At 59.6% G+C, this 16012-nt stretch carries 11 protein-coding genes; 5 read left to right on the top strand and 6 right to left on the bottom strand.

Annotated features, from left to right (window positions below; genetic code table 11):
* Window positions 1-206: 206 nt before the first annotated feature.
* Window positions 207-701, bottom strand: coding sequence for a copper chaperone PCu(A)C (locus tag RYA97_RS26340; RefSeq protein WP_004658526.1), 495 nt, complete (start codon window positions 699-701; stop codon window positions 207-209).
* Window positions 695-1300 carry an SCO family protein gene (locus RYA97_RS26335; protein ID WP_004658527.1) on the bottom strand — a complete coding sequence of 202 codons (606 nt, stop codon included), beginning with the start codon at window positions 1298-1300 and terminating at the stop codon, window positions 695-697. Before RYA97_RS26335 ends, RYA97_RS26340 begins: the two co-directional genes overlap by 7 nt.
* A gap of 394 nt (window positions 1301-1694) precedes the next feature.
* Here RYA97_RS26335 and RYA97_RS26330 point away from each other — a divergent pair, with 394 nt between their 5' ends.
* On the top strand, window positions 1695-4193 hold the full coding sequence (locus RYA97_RS26330; protein ID WP_046835077.1) for a TonB-dependent receptor plug domain-containing protein: 2499 nt from the start codon (window positions 1695-1697) through the stop codon (window positions 4191-4193).
* 17 nt (window positions 4194-4210) lie between these two features.
* Here the strand turns inward: RYA97_RS26330 and RYA97_RS26325 are convergent, their stop codons facing one another.
* Window positions 4211-4765, bottom strand: a complete 555-nt coding sequence (locus tag RYA97_RS26325; RefSeq protein ID WP_005744216.1) for a TetR/AcrR family transcriptional regulator — start codon at window positions 4763-4765, stop codon at window positions 4211-4213.
* A 180-nt stretch (window positions 4766-4945) separates the two neighbouring features.
* Between RYA97_RS26325 and RYA97_RS26320 the strand changes: the two genes are divergently transcribed.
* Both RYA97_RS26320 and RYA97_RS26315 read left to right on the top strand, forming a co-directional pair.
* Window positions 4946-6106, top strand: coding sequence for an efflux RND transporter periplasmic adaptor subunit (locus RYA97_RS26320; RefSeq protein WP_005744217.1), 1161 nt, complete (start codon window positions 4946-4948; stop codon window positions 6104-6106).
* A gap of 33 nt (window positions 6107-6139) precedes the next feature.
* A complete protein-coding gene (locus tag RYA97_RS26315; protein WP_316893358.1) occupies window positions 6140-9283 on the top strand; it encodes an efflux RND transporter permease subunit in 3144 nt (1047 codons plus the stop codon).
* Between the two features lie 38 nt (window positions 9284-9321).
* Here RYA97_RS26315 and RYA97_RS26310 read toward each other — a convergent pair whose 3' ends face one another.
* Together RYA97_RS26310 and sfnG are read right to left on the bottom strand one after the other, a co-directional pair.
* Window positions 9322-10905 carry a sensor domain-containing diguanylate cyclase gene (locus tag RYA97_RS26310; protein WP_005744219.1) on the bottom strand — a complete coding sequence of 528 codons (1584 nt, stop codon included), beginning with the start codon at window positions 10903-10905 and terminating at the stop codon, window positions 9322-9324.
* 334 nt (window positions 10906-11239) lie between these two features.
* Entirely contained in the window at window positions 11240-12340 is a 1101-nt protein-coding gene (gene sfnG, locus RYA97_RS26305) for a dimethylsulfone monooxygenase SfnG (protein WP_005779663.1), read from the bottom strand.
* Window positions 12341-12663: 323 nt separating this feature from the next.
* Between sfnG and RYA97_RS26300 the strand changes: the two genes are divergently transcribed.
* Window positions 12664-12999 carry a hypothetical protein gene (locus tag RYA97_RS26300; protein WP_004665564.1) on the top strand — a complete coding sequence of 112 codons (336 nt, stop codon included), beginning with the start codon at window positions 12664-12666 and terminating at the stop codon, window positions 12997-12999.
* 208 nt (window positions 13000-13207) lie between these two features.
* A complete protein-coding gene (locus RYA97_RS26295; RefSeq protein ID WP_316893356.1) occupies window positions 13208-14245 on the top strand; it encodes an LLM class flavin-dependent oxidoreductase in 1038 nt (345 codons plus the stop codon).
* 169 nt (window positions 14246-14414) lie between these two features.
* Here RYA97_RS26295 and RYA97_RS26290 read toward each other — a convergent pair whose 3' ends face one another.
* On the bottom strand, window positions 14415-15740 hold the full coding sequence (locus RYA97_RS26290) for an ammonium transporter (protein ID WP_005779665.1): 1326 nt from the start codon (window positions 15738-15740) through the stop codon (window positions 14415-14417).
* Between the last annotated feature and the right edge of the window lie 272 nt (window positions 15741-16012).

The raw sequence follows: 16012 nt of genomic DNA, 5'->3' as shown, positions 1-16012 counted from the left end.
CACGAGAGGCATTCCCACGCTGGAGCGTGAGGAACGATAGTCGTCAGGTAGATCAACTATCGTGCGACGCTCCGCGTCGCATGCCGTTCTGGACGCTCTGCGTCCTCTCTTGAATTGCAGTGCGGCGCAGAGTTGTGACGCGGAGCGTCACGAGAGGCATTCCCACGCTGGAGCGTGAGGAACGATAGTCGTCAGGTAGATCAGGCTCAATGACCGCTGTGATCACCATGCCCGCTGTGCTCGTCGCTGGTCAGCGACTTGGCGACTGCGGTGACCTGAATCGACTCTTTCACGCCCTTGGCGTCTTCCACGGTCAGGGTCAGAGGCACCTGATCACCCTCTTTGACCTGCGCTGCAAGGCCCATGAACATCACGTGGTAGCCGTCGGAATCGAGCATCACCGGTTTGCCGGCTGGCAGGTCAACCGAGTTGACGCGCTGCATGCTCATCACGTCGCCTTTCATGCTCATCTCATGGATCTGCACGGTTTTCGCAACAGGTGAAGCAACGTCGACCAGCTTGCTGTCCGTGTCCGAAGTGATGCGCATGAACGCACCAGTGGCGGACTGGCCCGGCACGGTGGCACGCACCCAGGCGTCATCGACTTTGGTTTCGGCCAGCGCCTGAGCGCTCAGGCCCAGCAGCGAAAGGGTCAACAACAGCGGCTTTGCGACGTTACGAATCAGAACGGTCATCAGCATACTTCCATCAAAGTGAGCAGATCTTCAGTGCATTGTTGGGCGGACAGCCTGTGCGACAAGCCCAGGCGCAGCACGCCGCGGGTGTCGTAGACATAACTGGTGGCGGTATGCGAGATCGTGTAGGTGTCGCCCAGCGGGACCTTTTCGAAGAATACGCCGAACTCCTTTGCCGTTGCGGCCGTTTCTTCAAGCGTACCGGACAGGGCGACGAAGGTCGGATCGAAAGCCTTCACGTAGGCGTCGATCACCTCGGGCGTATCACGCTCCGGGTCGAGGGTAATGAACACTACCTGAAGGGTCTTGCCCTCTTCGCCCATCAGCTTTCTGATCTGTGCAGCTCGCGCCAGTGCCGTCGGGCAAATGGCCGGGCATTGGGTGAAGCCGAAGAAGATCATCGGCATCAGGCCACGAAAACTCGACAGGGTCTTGACGTTGCCTTGTGCATCCTTGAGTCGGAAGTTGCGGCCAACTATCTCGTTGCTCATGTCTTTGCCGTGCTTGAACGGCAAGGCATTGGAATTGCCGCAGCCAGTCAGCAGGCCAAGGCTCAGCAACGAGAGGCCTGTGACCACCTCGCGGCGGGTCGGTTGGTACGTCATGTCTTGCGTCCCCTGGAGGGTTAGGCGCGTGGGTTCTGACACATTCAAAGGCGGCGAATTTACCACCCCAAGGCAACAGGGAATACCGCCAATCCTGTTTCAAACCATGAGCAGGCGCGCAAACGTAGGCCTCATGGGCTGCAATACGTCGTGCGACAAAACAGCACAGGCAGCATTACCACCCTCAAGTACTGTTACCGACCACCCGTGCGCAACGCTTTAAATGCATACAACACATATAACAAATAAAAATAATTCAATATTTTTATAATTAACATATAACCAAAAGGCCTTTCACAGGCTCGTTTCATAACCCTATATTCGCCAGCAAACCGACCCTTGCCTTGTGGAGGTGCCCAGAACTTTCTCAGCATTGCCCAAGGATCACTCCGTCATGGCCTTACCCGCTCACGCTCCCCGCCACGCCCTGCGCAAACCGCTGATAAAAAGCATAGCGCTTGTCGGCCTTGGCCTGATGAACCCCGCTCAGGCCGCCGATGAAACCCTCGACCGTGAGGCCCGGCTGGAGAAGGTCACGGTGATTTCCACCGGGGTTCGCGGTACACAGCGCACCGTGACTGAAAGCCCGGCCCCGATTGATATCGTAACCAGCGATCAGTTACTGAAAACCGGTCGCGCCGACCTGACCGAAGCCATCGCCAAACTGCTGCCTTCGTTCAACTATGGCACCAACGTCGCAGGCTATAACTCGACCATCCGCCCGTTGTCCAACCGCAGCCTTGCACCGGCCTATACGCTGGTGCTGGTCAATGGCAAACGCCGCCATAACAGCGCCCTGCCCGCCAATGGCTCGACCGACAGCAGCGGCGCGAACTCGGTGGACATCGACATGATCCCGATCAGCGCGGTGGAGCGCATCGAGGTGCTCAAGGACAGTGCCGCTGCGCAATACGGCTCGGATGCGATTGCCGGGGTGATCAACGTGATTCTCAAATCCAGCGCCGAGGGCGGCCATCTGGGGGTGACGTACGGCAAGCTGTACAGCGGTGAGGGCGAAGTGACCAAATTCGAAGGGGACACCGGCTTCGAACTGGGTGACGGCGGCTTTCTGCATCTTTCGGCCGACGCACGCAAGCGTGGCGATGCCAGCTGGAACGAAAAAGCCACCAATAACGCCTACTTTCCCGGCGACCCTCGAGAGGCGACGTGGGACCGGGTCGGCGTGAAGAATGGCGACCCGCAGATCAAGGCGTTCAACCTGGCCTACAACGCCGAACTGCCGCTGAATGATCAGACGAAGCTGTATTCCTACGGCACTTACGGACAACGCGACGCCATCATCAACAACTACTTCCGCTATCCCAACAGCAACGCCAACGTTCCCGAACTGTTTGCCGACGGCTACTACCCGCTGAACAATCTGGACGACACCGACTATCAGTACCTGATTGGCGCCAAGGGTGAAGCGCTGGGCTGGAACTGGGACCTGAGCACTACATACGGGCGCAACAACAACCATCAGTACAGCGATCTGACCATCAACCCGTCGCTGGGACCGGCCTCGCCGACGTCGTTCGACGACCTGGCAACCTATCGATTCGAGCAATGGGTCAACAACGTCGACATCACCCGTGCGTTCGACGGGCTGTTTGGCGTGCCGCTGCAAGTGTCCGCAGGGCTTGAACATCGCTGGGAGCGGTTCCGAACGTTTTCCGGCGACGCGCAGGCCTATCAGGTGGGCGGCTATCGCTTTCCGCCTACTCTGCCCAATGGTCAGGCCAACCCGCTGGCCGGACAGCTGGCGTCGATTGCCGCCCAGGCCGCGGCGGTCATCTCGCCGCAGGATGCCACCAGCCTGCAACGCAACAACTACGCAGCTTACGTCGATTTCGGTATCACCCCGATAGAACCGTTGTTTGTCGACCTGGCGCTGCGTGCAGAGCATTTCGACGATGACTCGGGCAACACGGTCAGTGCCAAGCTCAACTCGCGTTACGAATTTACCGACACCTTCGCCGTACGCGGCACCGTCGGCACGGGCTTTCGTGCGCCCTCGCTGACCCAGGTCGGCTACAGCATCTCGGACAACCGGGTCGGTGCTGCGCCGGATGGCACCATCGTGCCCGCCGTGACGCGCATCGCGCCGGTCAACTCGGCGCTGGCCCAGGCGCTCGGTGCGACCACCCTGGACCCGGAAAAATCGCGCAATCTGGGGTTCGGCGTGACCTGGCAACCGGCACCGCGCACCAGCCTGACCGCAGACGCCTACTGGATCGAGATCGACGACCGCATCGCCCGTACCGAAAGCCTGTACGGCCCAGCGCTGGCGCCCATCCTGGCGGCTCAAGGTGTGGACACCAGCACCTGGACTTCGTATTACGCCAACGCGTTTGACACCCGCACCCGCGGCCTGGACATCGTCCTCGACCATTCCAGCCAGTACGGTGCATGGGGCAACGTGCGCTGGAGCGCCGGGTTCAACTACAACAAGACGATTATCACCGACGTCAAGGACGCACCGGCAGCCTTGCAGGGCTTGGGCAGCAACCCTGGCGGCAGCCTGACCTGGGTCGGCCGGGCCCGCGAGGGCGACCTGACCGATGCTCAACCGAAAACCAAATGGGTACTGGGCGGCAAATGGACGCTGGGCGACCTGGGCGTGAATCTGCAAACCACCCGTTACGGCAAGGTCAAGACCCTCCAGCAGCTGGAAAGCGGTGATCGCAGCTTCGGGGCCAAGTGGATCACCGACCTGGATGTGTCCTACACCCTCTACGACAACATCACCATCAGTGTTGGCGGCACCAATATCTTCGATGTGCGCCCGGACAAGCACGCAATTCCTTCCGCCGTAGGACTCAACCTGTACGGCAACTCACCGTTCTATCCGGGCGGAGGGTTCTGGTACAGCAAGATTGCCTATGATTTCTGACATCCGCACAGATTTGCTTATCGTGCCGCCGCGCCATGCAGAAAAAACTGCGTCACCAATGCGCCCATACCGGCGCGTGCCACACGGCCGCGGCGTTCGGCGTCGACCATCCCGGAGAGCAGCGCTGCGAACATTTCGGTAAGGACGGCCGCACTGACGTCGATCCGGAACAGACCTTCATGCTGCCCACGCAGGAAAAACGCATCGAGGGCGTCGGAGTAAGGCAACCAGCGGCGTCCTCCGCTGCTTTCATCGAGCGAATCCGGGCGCCACTGAAACACCAGAAAGACCAGCATTTCGCGGTGCATGAGGTGATTGTCGACCAGTCGTTGAAGCGCTTCCGGCGGCGGAGCATGCTGCAGATCCGCGTCGGCAACCATCTGGTTCATCAGGTCCGAGGCGTGATTGAGCAACAGTTCCACGAGGTTGGCGCGGGTGCCGCAGAAGCGGTTGAGCGTCGCCTTGCTGACGCCAGCCGCTTGAGCAATATCCTTGAGCGTACCGTTGGAGTGGTCAACCAGCGCAACGGCCAGGGCTTTCAGAAATTTGTCGTCAGCGGCAGGTAATTCCATCGGGTACGTCTTCAACTCGTGTTAAGTGGCAGGCGGCGCATTGTGCAGAAACCTTACCGCGTTCTCAAAGCCTATACACAATTAGTCACTAACGTCTCACATGAGTCAATGTTGACTCACTCTCTTACACGGTAGATCATTCGCGGCTTTAGTGTCTGATGGGCTGCGCCCGGGTGAGCGATGAGTGGTTTGAGCGATTGGCGTGTCATGCCTGCGGTAGCGCTGCTGGCAGTGTTGGGTCTGGCCGGGTGCGAGCAGAAACAGCAGCAGGATCACGCTGCATCGACAGCGCCCAAAGAGGTGGAGGCCATTGCGGTCAAAGCCGAATCGTTCACGGTCGTTGATGAACTGCCCGGCCGTATCGAACCGGTTCGTGTGGCGCAGGTACGCGCCCGGGTGGCCGGTATCGTGCTCACGCGCAATTTCGAGGAAGGCGCCGATGTGAAAGCGGGCGCGGTGCTGTTCCAGATCGACCCGGCACCGTTCAAGGCCGCGCTGTCCAAGGCTCAGGGCGACCTGGCCCGCACAGAAGCCACACTGTTCGAAACTCAGGCTACGGTCAAACGTTACGATTCGCTGGTCGAAATCGAAGCGGTCAGCCGCCAGACCTTCGACACCGCCCGCTCTGCGCTGCAAAACGCCATCGCCGCTAAAAAGTCGGCTCAGGCAGATGTCGAAACGGCCCGACTGAACCTGGGATACGCCACAGTCAAGGCACCGATTTCAGGGCGCATCGGCCGCGCGATGGTCACTGAAGGCGCGCTGGTCGGTCAGGGCGAAACCACCCTGCTGGCAACCATCCAGCAACTCGACCCGGTCTACGCCGACTTCACCCAGCCGGTTGCCGACGCCTTGCAAATGCGCGAGGCCATTCAGGAAGGTCGCCTGCCCAAGGGTGGCGAAGACGCGCTGTCGCTGAGCGTCGACGGTACTGACTATCAAAGCACTGGCACCCTTTTGTTTACCGACGTTGCAGTAGACCGGACCACCGGCCAGGTTTCGTTACGCGCCCGCTTCGCCAACCCCAAAGGCGTGTTGCTGCCGGGCATGTATGTGCGGGTGCGCACACCGCAGCGGGTCGATGCCAATGCCATTCTCGTCCCGCAACGTGCCGTTCAGCGCTCCAGTGATGGCGCAGCTCGCGTACTGGTGATTGCCCAGGACGGTACGGTCGAAGCGCGTCCGGTCAAAACCGGCGCAATGCAGGATTCGCGCTGGCAGATCACCGAGGGGCTGAAGGCAGGTGAACAGATTGTCGTCGGCAACATGACCGGGCTCAATTCCGGTGACAAGGTCGTCGCCAAATCGCCCTCCGCCCAGCCGCAATCCAAGTCGCAATAAAGCCGCCTTCAGCGCGATCGAGGATCACCGTTCATGTCTCTGTTCTTTATCAAGCGACCCAACTTTGCCTGGGTGCTGGCCCTGTTCATTCTGCTGGCAGGCCTGATGGCCCTGCCCTCCTTGCCAGTGGCGCAGTACCCTGATGTGGCACCGCCGCAGATCACCATTACCGCTACTTACCCCGGCGCATCCGCGAAAGTGCTGGTCGACTCGGTGACCAGCGTCATCGAGGAAGAGCTGAACGGTGCCAAGGGCATGCTGTATTACGAGTCGACCAGCAACTCGACCGGCAGCGCCGAAATCAACGTGACATTCGTACCGGGCACCAACCCGGACATGGCACAGGTTGAAGTTCAGAACCGTATCAAGAAGGCTGAAGCGCGCCTGCCGCAGACGGTGCTCAGCCAGGGCCTGCAAGTCGAACAGGCCAGCTCCGGCTTCCTGTTGATCTTTACCCTGAACTACAAGGACGGCTCGGCCACCAAGGATACGGTCGCGCTGGCCGACTACGCGGCCCGCAACGTCAATAACGAAATCAGTCGGGTGAACGGTGTCGGCAGGTTGCAGTTTTTCGCCGCCGAAGCCGCAATGCGGGTCTGGATCGACCCGCAGAAGCTGGTTGGCTATGGGCTGTCCATCGACGACGTGAATGCGGCCATTCGTGCGCAGAACGTGCAGGTTCCCGCAGGCAGCTTCGGCAGCAGCCCGGGCTCATCACTGCAGGAATTGACCGCGACACTGGCGGTCAAGGGCACGCTGGACAACCCGGAGGAGTTCGGCCGCATCGTATTGCGTGCCAACGAAGACGGCTCCACGGTGCATTTGTCCGATGTGGCACGCGTGGCCATCGGCAGTCAGGATTACAGTTTTGAATCGCGCCTGAACGGGCAACGTGCAGTGGCCGGTGCCGTGCAACTGTCGCCAGGTGCCAATGCGATCCAGACTGCCCGGGCAGTCAATCAGCGCCTCACCGAGCTGTCGGTCAATTTCCCGGAAGGCGTCGAGTTTTCGATACCGTACGACACCTCGCGCTTCGTCGACGTGGCCATCGACAAGGTGATCTACACCCTGATCGAGGCCATGGTGCTGGTGTTTCTAGTGATGTTTCTGTTTCTGCAGAACATTCGCTACACGCTTATCCCGACCATCGTGGTGCCGGTGTGTCTGGCCGGGACCCTGGCGATCATGTACCTGATGGGCTTCTCGGTGAACATGATGACCATGTTCGGCATGGTGCTGGCCATCGGTATTCTGGTCGACGACGCCATTGTGGTGGTGGAAAACGTCGAGCGGATCATGGCCGAAGAAGGCCTTTCTCCGGCAGCCGCAACAGTCAAGGCGATGCAGCAGGTCTCCGGCGCGATTTTCGGTATCACGCTGGTACTGGCCGCAGTGTTTCTGCCGCTGGCGTTCATGGGGGGTTCGGTCGGGGTCATCTACCAGCAGTTCTCGCTGTCGCTGGCCGTGTCGATTCTGTTCTCGGGTTTCCTGGCCCTGACCTTTACCCCGGCACTGTGTGCCACGTTGCTCAAGCCGATTCCGGCCGGGCACAGTGAGAAGCGCGGGTTCTTCGGCGGCTTCAATCGGCTGTTCGGTAGATTCACCGACCGTTACGAACGGGTCAGTTCCAGCATGATCAAACGCGCTGGCCGCTACATGCTGTTGTACGTCGGGATTGTCGGTCTGCTGGGCCTTTTCTACCTGCGTCTGCCGGCGTCCTTTGTGCCCGTGGAAGATCAGGGCTATCTGATCATCGACGTGCAACTGCCGCCCGGCGCGACCCGGTCGCGTACCGACCTCACCGCGCAATTGCTCGAGAACTACATGTTGTCCCGCGAAGCCACAGGTGCGGTGACCATGCTGCTGGGCTTCAGCTTCTCGGGCATGGGTGAAAACGCCGGTCTTGCGTTCCCGACCCTGAAGGACTGGTCGGAGCGCGGCAAGGGCCAGTCGGCAGCTGAAGAAGCGGCGGCGTTCAACCAGCATTTTACCGGGCTCGCCGACGGTACGGTGATGGCGGTGACGCCTCCGCCCATTGATGGCCTGGGCACCTCGGGCGGCTTCTCACTGCGCCTGCAGGACCGTGCAGGCCTGGGCCGCGAAGCCCTGCTGGCGGCACGCGACAAGCTGCTCGGCGAGGCCAACGGCAACCCGAAGATTCTCTACGCGATGATGGAAGGTCTGGCCGAAGCGCCGCAATTGCGCCTGAATATCGACCGCGAAAAAGCCCGTGCGCTTGGCGTGAGTTTCGAATCGATCAGCAATGCGCTGTCCACCGCCTTCGGCTCCTCGGTGATCAGCGATTTCGCCAATGCCGGACGTCAGCAGCGTGTGGTCGTGCAGGCAGAACAAAGTTCGCGAATGACTCCGGAAAGCGTACTCAAGCTCTACGTGCCCAACAGCAGCGGCACGCTAGTGCCGCTGGGCGCATTCGTTTCGACGCAATGGGAACAAGGCCCGGTGCAGATCGCCCGCTACAACGGCTACCCCGCGTTCAGGATTTCCGGCGATGCAGCACCGGGTGTGAGTACAGGTGAAGCGATGGCGGAAATCGAACGGATCGTTTCCGAGCTGCCGCAAGGCATCGGCTATGAATGGACCGGCCTCTCCTATCAGGAAAGAGTCGCCAGCGGCCAGGCAGCCGGCCTGTTCGGCCTGGCGCTGCTGGTGGTGTTCCTGCTGCTGGTTGCGCTGTATGAAAGCTGGGCGATTCCGCTGGTGGTGATGCTGATCGTACCCGTCGGTGCGCTGGGCTCCGTGCTGGCAGTGACTGCGGTCGGCATGCCTAACGATGTGTATTTCAAGGTCGGGTTGATCACCATCATCGGGCTGGCAGCAAAGAACGCGATTCTCATCGTCGAATTCGCCAAGGAGCTGTGGGATCAAGGCCATTCGCTGCGTGACGCGGCACTTCAGGCTGCGCGACTGCGCTTTCGGCCGATTGTCATGACATCGCTGGCCTTCATCCTTGGCGTCGTGCCCCTCACGCTGGCGACCGGCGCAGGCGCTGCGAGCCAGCGCGCGATCGGCACCGGCGTCATAGGCGGCATGCTCAGCGCTACACTGCTGGGCGTGATTCTGGTGCCGATATTTTTTGTCTGGGTGCTGTCAGTGTTGCGCCGTAAGCCGCATGTACAGCAGGTTAATGACGATAAACACCTGCCCGAGAAACAATAAACAGTAAGCGGCCAGCGGGCTGGCGGGCTTCAATCCCGTCACTCCGCCGTTGGTCTGCTGCCGGTTTGCGGGTCCGCCGATGCCTTGACGCGGGTCCAGGCCGGCAGTGTGCTGGTAGCGATTTCCGACGCCACATTCACACGGTTGCGACCTTGCGACTTGGCAGCATACAGCGCACGGTCGGCAAGTTCGATCAGGCTGCGCTGGTCGAGCTGTCGATCCGTGCCGACGAATGTGGCAACACCGAGGCTGACCGTCACGATGCCAAACGGGCTGGCGGGATGCTCGATCTGCTCGTCGCGGATAGCCTGCAGGATGTTCTCGGCCACCTGACGAGCACTCGACTCGTCAGTGCCGGGCAGCACCACCGCGATCTCTTCACCGCCATAACGAGCAGCGACATCACCGGGGCGGCGGATGCATTGTTCGACCACACGGGCCAGTGCCACCAGGCACTCGTCACCGGCCAGATGGCCGTAGTGATCGTTGTAGCGCTTGAAATGATCGGCATCTATCAGAATCAGTGACAGAAGGCTGCGCTCGCGTCTGGCACGCTTGAATTCAACCTCCAGAAACTGATCGAACCGTCTGCGATTGGCCAGCCCGGTGAGCTTGTCTTCCGAGGCTATGAACTCCAGGTGCTGATTCAACTGGATGAGGGCTGCCTGAGAATCGAGTAACTGATCTTCCGCGCGGATGCGGCTGTGAATGTGCCCGATCAGGCGGATGCCAAGGCCGACCACCAGCCCGAGCAGCACCAGCATGACCAGAATCGACTGCTTGGTCTGGCCCAACCAGTCGAGCATGGCCTCTTTCTGGCCCAGCGCGACCACAGTGACAATCGGGTACACGGCGCTGCGCTTGAACGCATAAAAACGCGCAACACCGTCGATTCTGGAGACAAACTGAGTGGTGCCAGAGGGTCGATTGCGCTCAGAAGTAAAGATCGGCGTCGATGAGAGGTCACGCCCGATTTCCGCTTCCAGGTGCGGATAGCGCACACGCAACTGCCCGGCCGCCGACGTGAGGCTGATGATGCCGGTTTTGCCGACCTGAATATCCGAATAGAACTTCAACAGATGATCGACACCAATGGTCACGACCATCAGCCCGGCAAAACTCGAGTCAGGGTGGTTGATGCGCCTGCTGACCGATATGACCCATTCGCCGGAGGCACGACTGCGGATCGTCGGGCCGATGAAAGGTGCTTTGCCAGGCGTCTGCAGGTGGTGCTGAAAGAACTCGCGCTGGGCGCTGTTGACGCCAATGGCCTTGGGATTGGTTGAAAAGGTGCAAATGCCGTCAGCGTTGTACAGCGAAACCGTGTCGATTTGCGGCAATGCGCCCATTTCACGGGCAATGACCCATCTGAGACGCTCCATCTGCTCGGGCCCGGCACCGTCGTTTTCGACACGCTCCGTCAGGCCGATCAGCATCAGCTCGCTTTGTTTGAAAATGCCATCGGTGTAAGTGCTCAGCGCCCCAGCCAGATTAATCGTGCTGGTCTGGATGTTCTCCAGCGTGTTGCGGCGCGCGGTCCATGCTTGCCAGGCCATCAACATCACCACGCAGGCGCACACTACGAAGATCAGCCATGACGCAAGCCGAAGGTCGCGTTTCAAAACTTGCCTCCACAACAGGTGAGAACCAGTGCATCTGGTTTTTCTGAAAACCGGACCTGATTGCTCAGGGGCCATCGACAATCCTTTCGCTATCAACTGCCATTGTCGGCAAGCGTTCGGCCGTACCTGAAGGCCTGGCATTAATGAAGCATGCCAGAGAGTGGTATCATAATGCCACGTACAGCGGTCTATTGGTTGATCGGGGTTCAACATACGCAGGCAGGCACGCACTGGATCACAGTGGTGCCTGATTTTCTGGAGGGCTGTTTTCTGAAGGGGCTGGAAGCGAAGCTCGCTTACAGGGGCAAGGCAGGACGCACGTATTTGCCGGGCTTCATGCTGTTTCGGCGACAGGTTTGCGCAGTGCCGCAGCTTCCAGCTCGCGCACTAAAGGCAGCACGTGCTCGCCGAAATAGGCGACTTCTTCCTGGAAATGCAGAAATGCGGAAAGTACCAGATCGACACCAACGGACTTGAGCTCGACGATGCGCTCGGCAATCTGACGCGGCGTGCCGATCAAATTGGTCTTGAAGCCATCGTTGTACTGCACCAGATCCTGAAAGGTGGATTTGGCCCAATTGCCCTCGCCTTCCGGGCTGGCCTTGCCGGCCTGTTTCGCGGCATCACCAAACGCATTGACGGCTTCCGGATCTGCCTTGTCGACAATTTCAGCCAGCACCGCTCGCGCCTCTTCTTCGGTGTCCCGGGCAATGATGAAGGCATTGACGCCGATCTTCACCGAATGGCCGTTCGCGGCGGCCTTGGCTCGAATGTCATCAACCTGAGCCTTGATGCCTTCGATAGTATTGCCGTTGGTGAAATACCAGTCTGACACCCGGGCCGCCATATCCCGCGCAGCACGTGAGCTGCCGCCCTGAAAGATCTCGGGATGAGGACGCTGGATCGGCTTGGGTTTGAGGGTGTAATCGTGGAAGCGATAGAAGTCGCCCTTGAAGGTAAAATTGTCGGTGGTCCAGATACCCTTGAGGGCCCGAATGAACTCTTCGGAACGGCGATAGCGCTCGTCGTGCTCCAGCCAGGGTTCGCCAATGGCCTGAAACTCGCCCTTGAACCAGCCACTGACAATATTGACCGCCACGCGCCCGGCGGTGAGCTGATCAATGGTTGCCAGTTGCTTGGCCGCAACAGAGGGCGTCCATGGACCTGGCAATATTGCTGCAATGACTTTGAGCTTTTCGGTGGCCGCCAACAGAGCATGGCTGAACGCTACGGACTCATGCTGGAATTCCGCACCGTAACCGGCAGTGAAGCGAATTTGCGTCAGCGCATATTCGAAACCGGATTGTTCGGCGATCTGCGCCAGCTTGCGGTTGTAGTCGATGGTCCAACTGGTACGCTGTTCGATCTTGCTGACGACCAGACCACCGCTGACGTTCGGCACCCAGTACGCAAATTTTATGGAAGATTGGCTCATATCGGCACTCCTCTGACTGCAGGCTTCCCGAGCGCATTAGTCGAACGGGCTTGCAGAACCACAGAGCAGCAACCGTGCCAGACAGTTAAATGAATACAGATCAACGAGTTGCAATGCCTGGAGGACAGCGTCAACTGTTTGCACTTCGGCAAGCTGTCGAAACACTGTTGCCAGGGCAACAGTGTCTGGCCGGGTTGCGCATTCATGCAGTGTTTAATTTAGCGGAAACAAACCGACGGAAGGCTGATCGCCCAGCTATCCAGAATCAAATGGCTAGGGTATTTTTGGATCCAATGAAACCGTGTTCATCCGCAGGAGCACCGATGAAACTGCATGCCTTTTTACTGGCCTTGATGATCCCCGCACTGTCGGCGCATGCCGAAGCCAAAACCATAAACGTCCCCCATGACCCGACCGGGCAGCACGCGCTGGTGGAGAAAAGCGGCAGTCCCCAAGCGCGCGTCGTCGTCACTCGACGTGAAGGTCTGCTGGGCGTGATCTACTCCAAGCGCGTCTACAACTGCGCCAATCACACAGTGAACCTGGTGGGCACCGGCTCTACTCTGGAAATCATGCAACAGGCTCGCGCCGTCAGCGGCATGGGTCCGGTGATACGCGATTCCACAGCCGACTACATCGAGTCCGAAGCCTGCAGTTGATGTCGCACTGATCAAGCACCTCCCCGGCTGAATTCACTACGCCCGAAAGCGCCTCTCATGAGGCGCTTTTTTCGTTTCGGCTGCCTCGCCATCCAGCCAACACGTCGGACGCAAAAAACGCTTGCACGTAAAGTATTACGGTATACCATCAGACAGAAATAACTCACCATGCCCGTGCAGGCAGCAGGATTTAAGCGAGGTAAGTGTCATGAAGTTTTCGTTGTTCGTGCACATGGAACGCTGGGATGAAAGTGTCAGTCATCGCCAGCTTTTCGAAGACCTGACCGAGCTGACGCTGATGGCCGAGCAAGGCGGTTTCAGCACCGTGTGGATCGGCGAACACCATGCGATGGAATACACAATATCGCCGAGCCCCATGCCGCTGCTGGCGTACCTGGCCGCCAGAACAACGCGCATTCATCTGGGCGCGGGTACCATCATTGCGCCGTTCTGGCATCCGTTGCGGGTGGCAGGAGAATGCGCGCTGCTGGATGTGATCAGCAACGGGCGCATGGAAGTCGGCCTGGCGCGCGGTGCCTATCAAGTGGAGTTCGACCGCATGGCGGGCGGCATGCCGGCCTCCGAAGGCGGCAAGGCGTTGCGCGAAATGGTGCCGGTAGTCCGTGCGCTGTGGCAGGGTGACTATGCCCACGACGGCGATATCTGGAAATTCCCGACTTCGACCTCCGTACCCAAGCCAATCAACACGCCACCCATGTGGATCGCTGCTCGCGACCCTGATTCGCATAACTTCGCCGTGCAGAACGGCTGCAACGTGATGGTCACGCCATTGATGAAAGGCGACGAAGAAGTCGTCGACCTGAAGAAAAAGTTCGAAGCAGCGCTGGCCAATAACCCCGACGTACCTCGTCCACAACTGATGGTTTTGCGCCACACGCATGTGCATGCTGCGGACAATCCTGAGGGCTGGAAAACCGGTGCTGCCGCCATCGCGAAGTTCTACCGCACCTTCGACGCCTGGTTCGGCAACAAGCAGACGCCGGTGAATGGTTTTCTGGCACCCAGCCCGGAAGAGAAATTCAAGGAGCGTCCGGAGTTCGAGCTGGAGAATATCCGCAAGAACACCATGATCGGCACGCCGGAAGAGATCATCCCGCGCATCCGCCATTACCAGGAGCTGGGAGTCGACGAGTTCAGTTTCTGGTGCGACAACAGCTTGCCGCACGCGGAGAAGAAAAAATCACTTGAGCTGTTTATCAAGCACGTGGTGCCGGTGTTTCGTTGAGCTGAACGAGAACGACAGCTCGCTTGCCAATACTCCGGGTTGGCGTGCAGTTCAGGACGCTCCGCGTCCCTTGCGACGCAGAGCGTCGCGAAATGCATTCCCACGCTGGAGCGTGCGGAACGAGAGGTGTCTGGACTTTACTCTCGCTCCACTCAGTTAAGGCCAACCTTCAATGGTTATAAGCCCGCTCGTTATGCTCGGCCAGATCCAGCCCCATCTCTTCCACTGATTCATGCGCACGCAGGCCGATCAGTGCCTGCACGGCCTTGAGGATGATCCAGCTGACTGCGAAGCAATATACCGTGGTGAACAGCGCGCCTTTGATCTGGGCAATTACCTGAGCTCCCATGCTGACATCCGGCACCAGCCCGCCCAGTGAGGGCACGCAGAACACGCCGGTCAGCACTGCGCCGATCATGCCGCCGATGCCGTGCAGGCCGAACACGTCGAGGCTGTCGTCATAACCCAGGCGTTTTTTCAGCACGGTCACGCTCAGGTAGCAGAACACCCCGCACAGCACGCCAATCGCCAGTGCCCCGCCGACGCCGACATAGGCACAGGCAGGCGTAATGCCGACCAGCCCCGCCAGCGCCCCGCTTGCCAGACCCAGCGCGCTGGGTTTGCCGACCTTGAACCACTCGGTGAACATCCAGCCGAGTATCCCGGCGCAGGACCCCACTTGCGTGTTGAGCATGACGATGCCGGAAGTGCCGTTCAGGCCGCCACCAGAGCCGATATTGAAACCAAACCAGCCGACCCAGAGCATCGCCGCGCCAGCCATGGTCAGGCTCAGGTTGTGCGCAGGCATCGGGGTATTCTGATAGCCCTTGCGTTTGCCAAGCACCAGACACGCCGCCAGTGCCGCGACACCGGCATTGATGTGCACAGCGGTGCCACCGGCAAAATCCAGCACGCCCCAGTTATGCATCAGTGCACCTGCCCCGCCCCAGACCATATGCGCGACCGGCGCATACACCAGCGTAAACCAGAGCGCCATGAACAGCAGCGCGGCCGAGAATTTCATGCGTTCGGCAAAGGCTCCGGCAATCAGCGCAGGCGTGATAATGGCGAAGGTCATCTGGAAGGTCACAAACACGCCTTCCGGAATGTCACCGACCAGACTGTCGGGGGTCATGCCGGCCAGAAACGCGCGGCTCAGTCCGCCGACAAAGCTGTTGAAGCTCACCTGCCCTTCGACCATGTTGCTGGTATCCACTACCATGCTGTACCCGTAGATGACCCACAGCACGCCGACCACTCCGGCAATGCCGAAGCACTGAGTGAACAGCGACAACATGTTCTTGGCCCGTACCAGCCCGCCGTAAAACAGCGCCAGCCCCGGAAGGCACATGAACAGCACCAGCACAGCTGCGGTGATCATCCACGCCGTGCTGCCGGTGTTCAGAACGGGGGCGTCAGCTGCCTGCGCAATCGGAGCGAAGGCGCCTGGCGCGAGTAAAGCTGTAAGGGATTTGCCGTGTAGACGATTGACCATGTTCAAAGCTCCCGCAAATGAATGGAAAGTGTCTGGCAGCAAGAAAGGTCATCGAGACAGGCGAGGCTCTTCGGCCTCTTGGGGGGGGCTAATTCTCGTTCCCACGCTCCGCGTGGTAATGCCGTTCGTGACGCTCCGCGTCACACAGTTCTGCGACTCAGTGAGATTCAGGCTCGACTTGAGTCACCTTTTCGCCCCTCGGCGACCTACTTTGATGGGGCCAAAGTAGGCAAATCCCTTCGCTCCTGTTTCCGGCCCGACTTCGTCGGGTT

The sequence above is a fragment of the Pseudomonas syringae group sp. 26L6 genome, from assembly GCF_032587815.1.
In the GTDB taxonomy this organism is placed as follows: Bacteria; Pseudomonadota; Gammaproteobacteria; order Pseudomonadales; family Pseudomonadaceae; genus Aquipseudomonas; species Aquipseudomonas amygdali.
The sequence above is the reverse complement of the archived record's forward strand: the minus strand, read 5'-3'. Positions and strand labels throughout refer to the sequence as shown.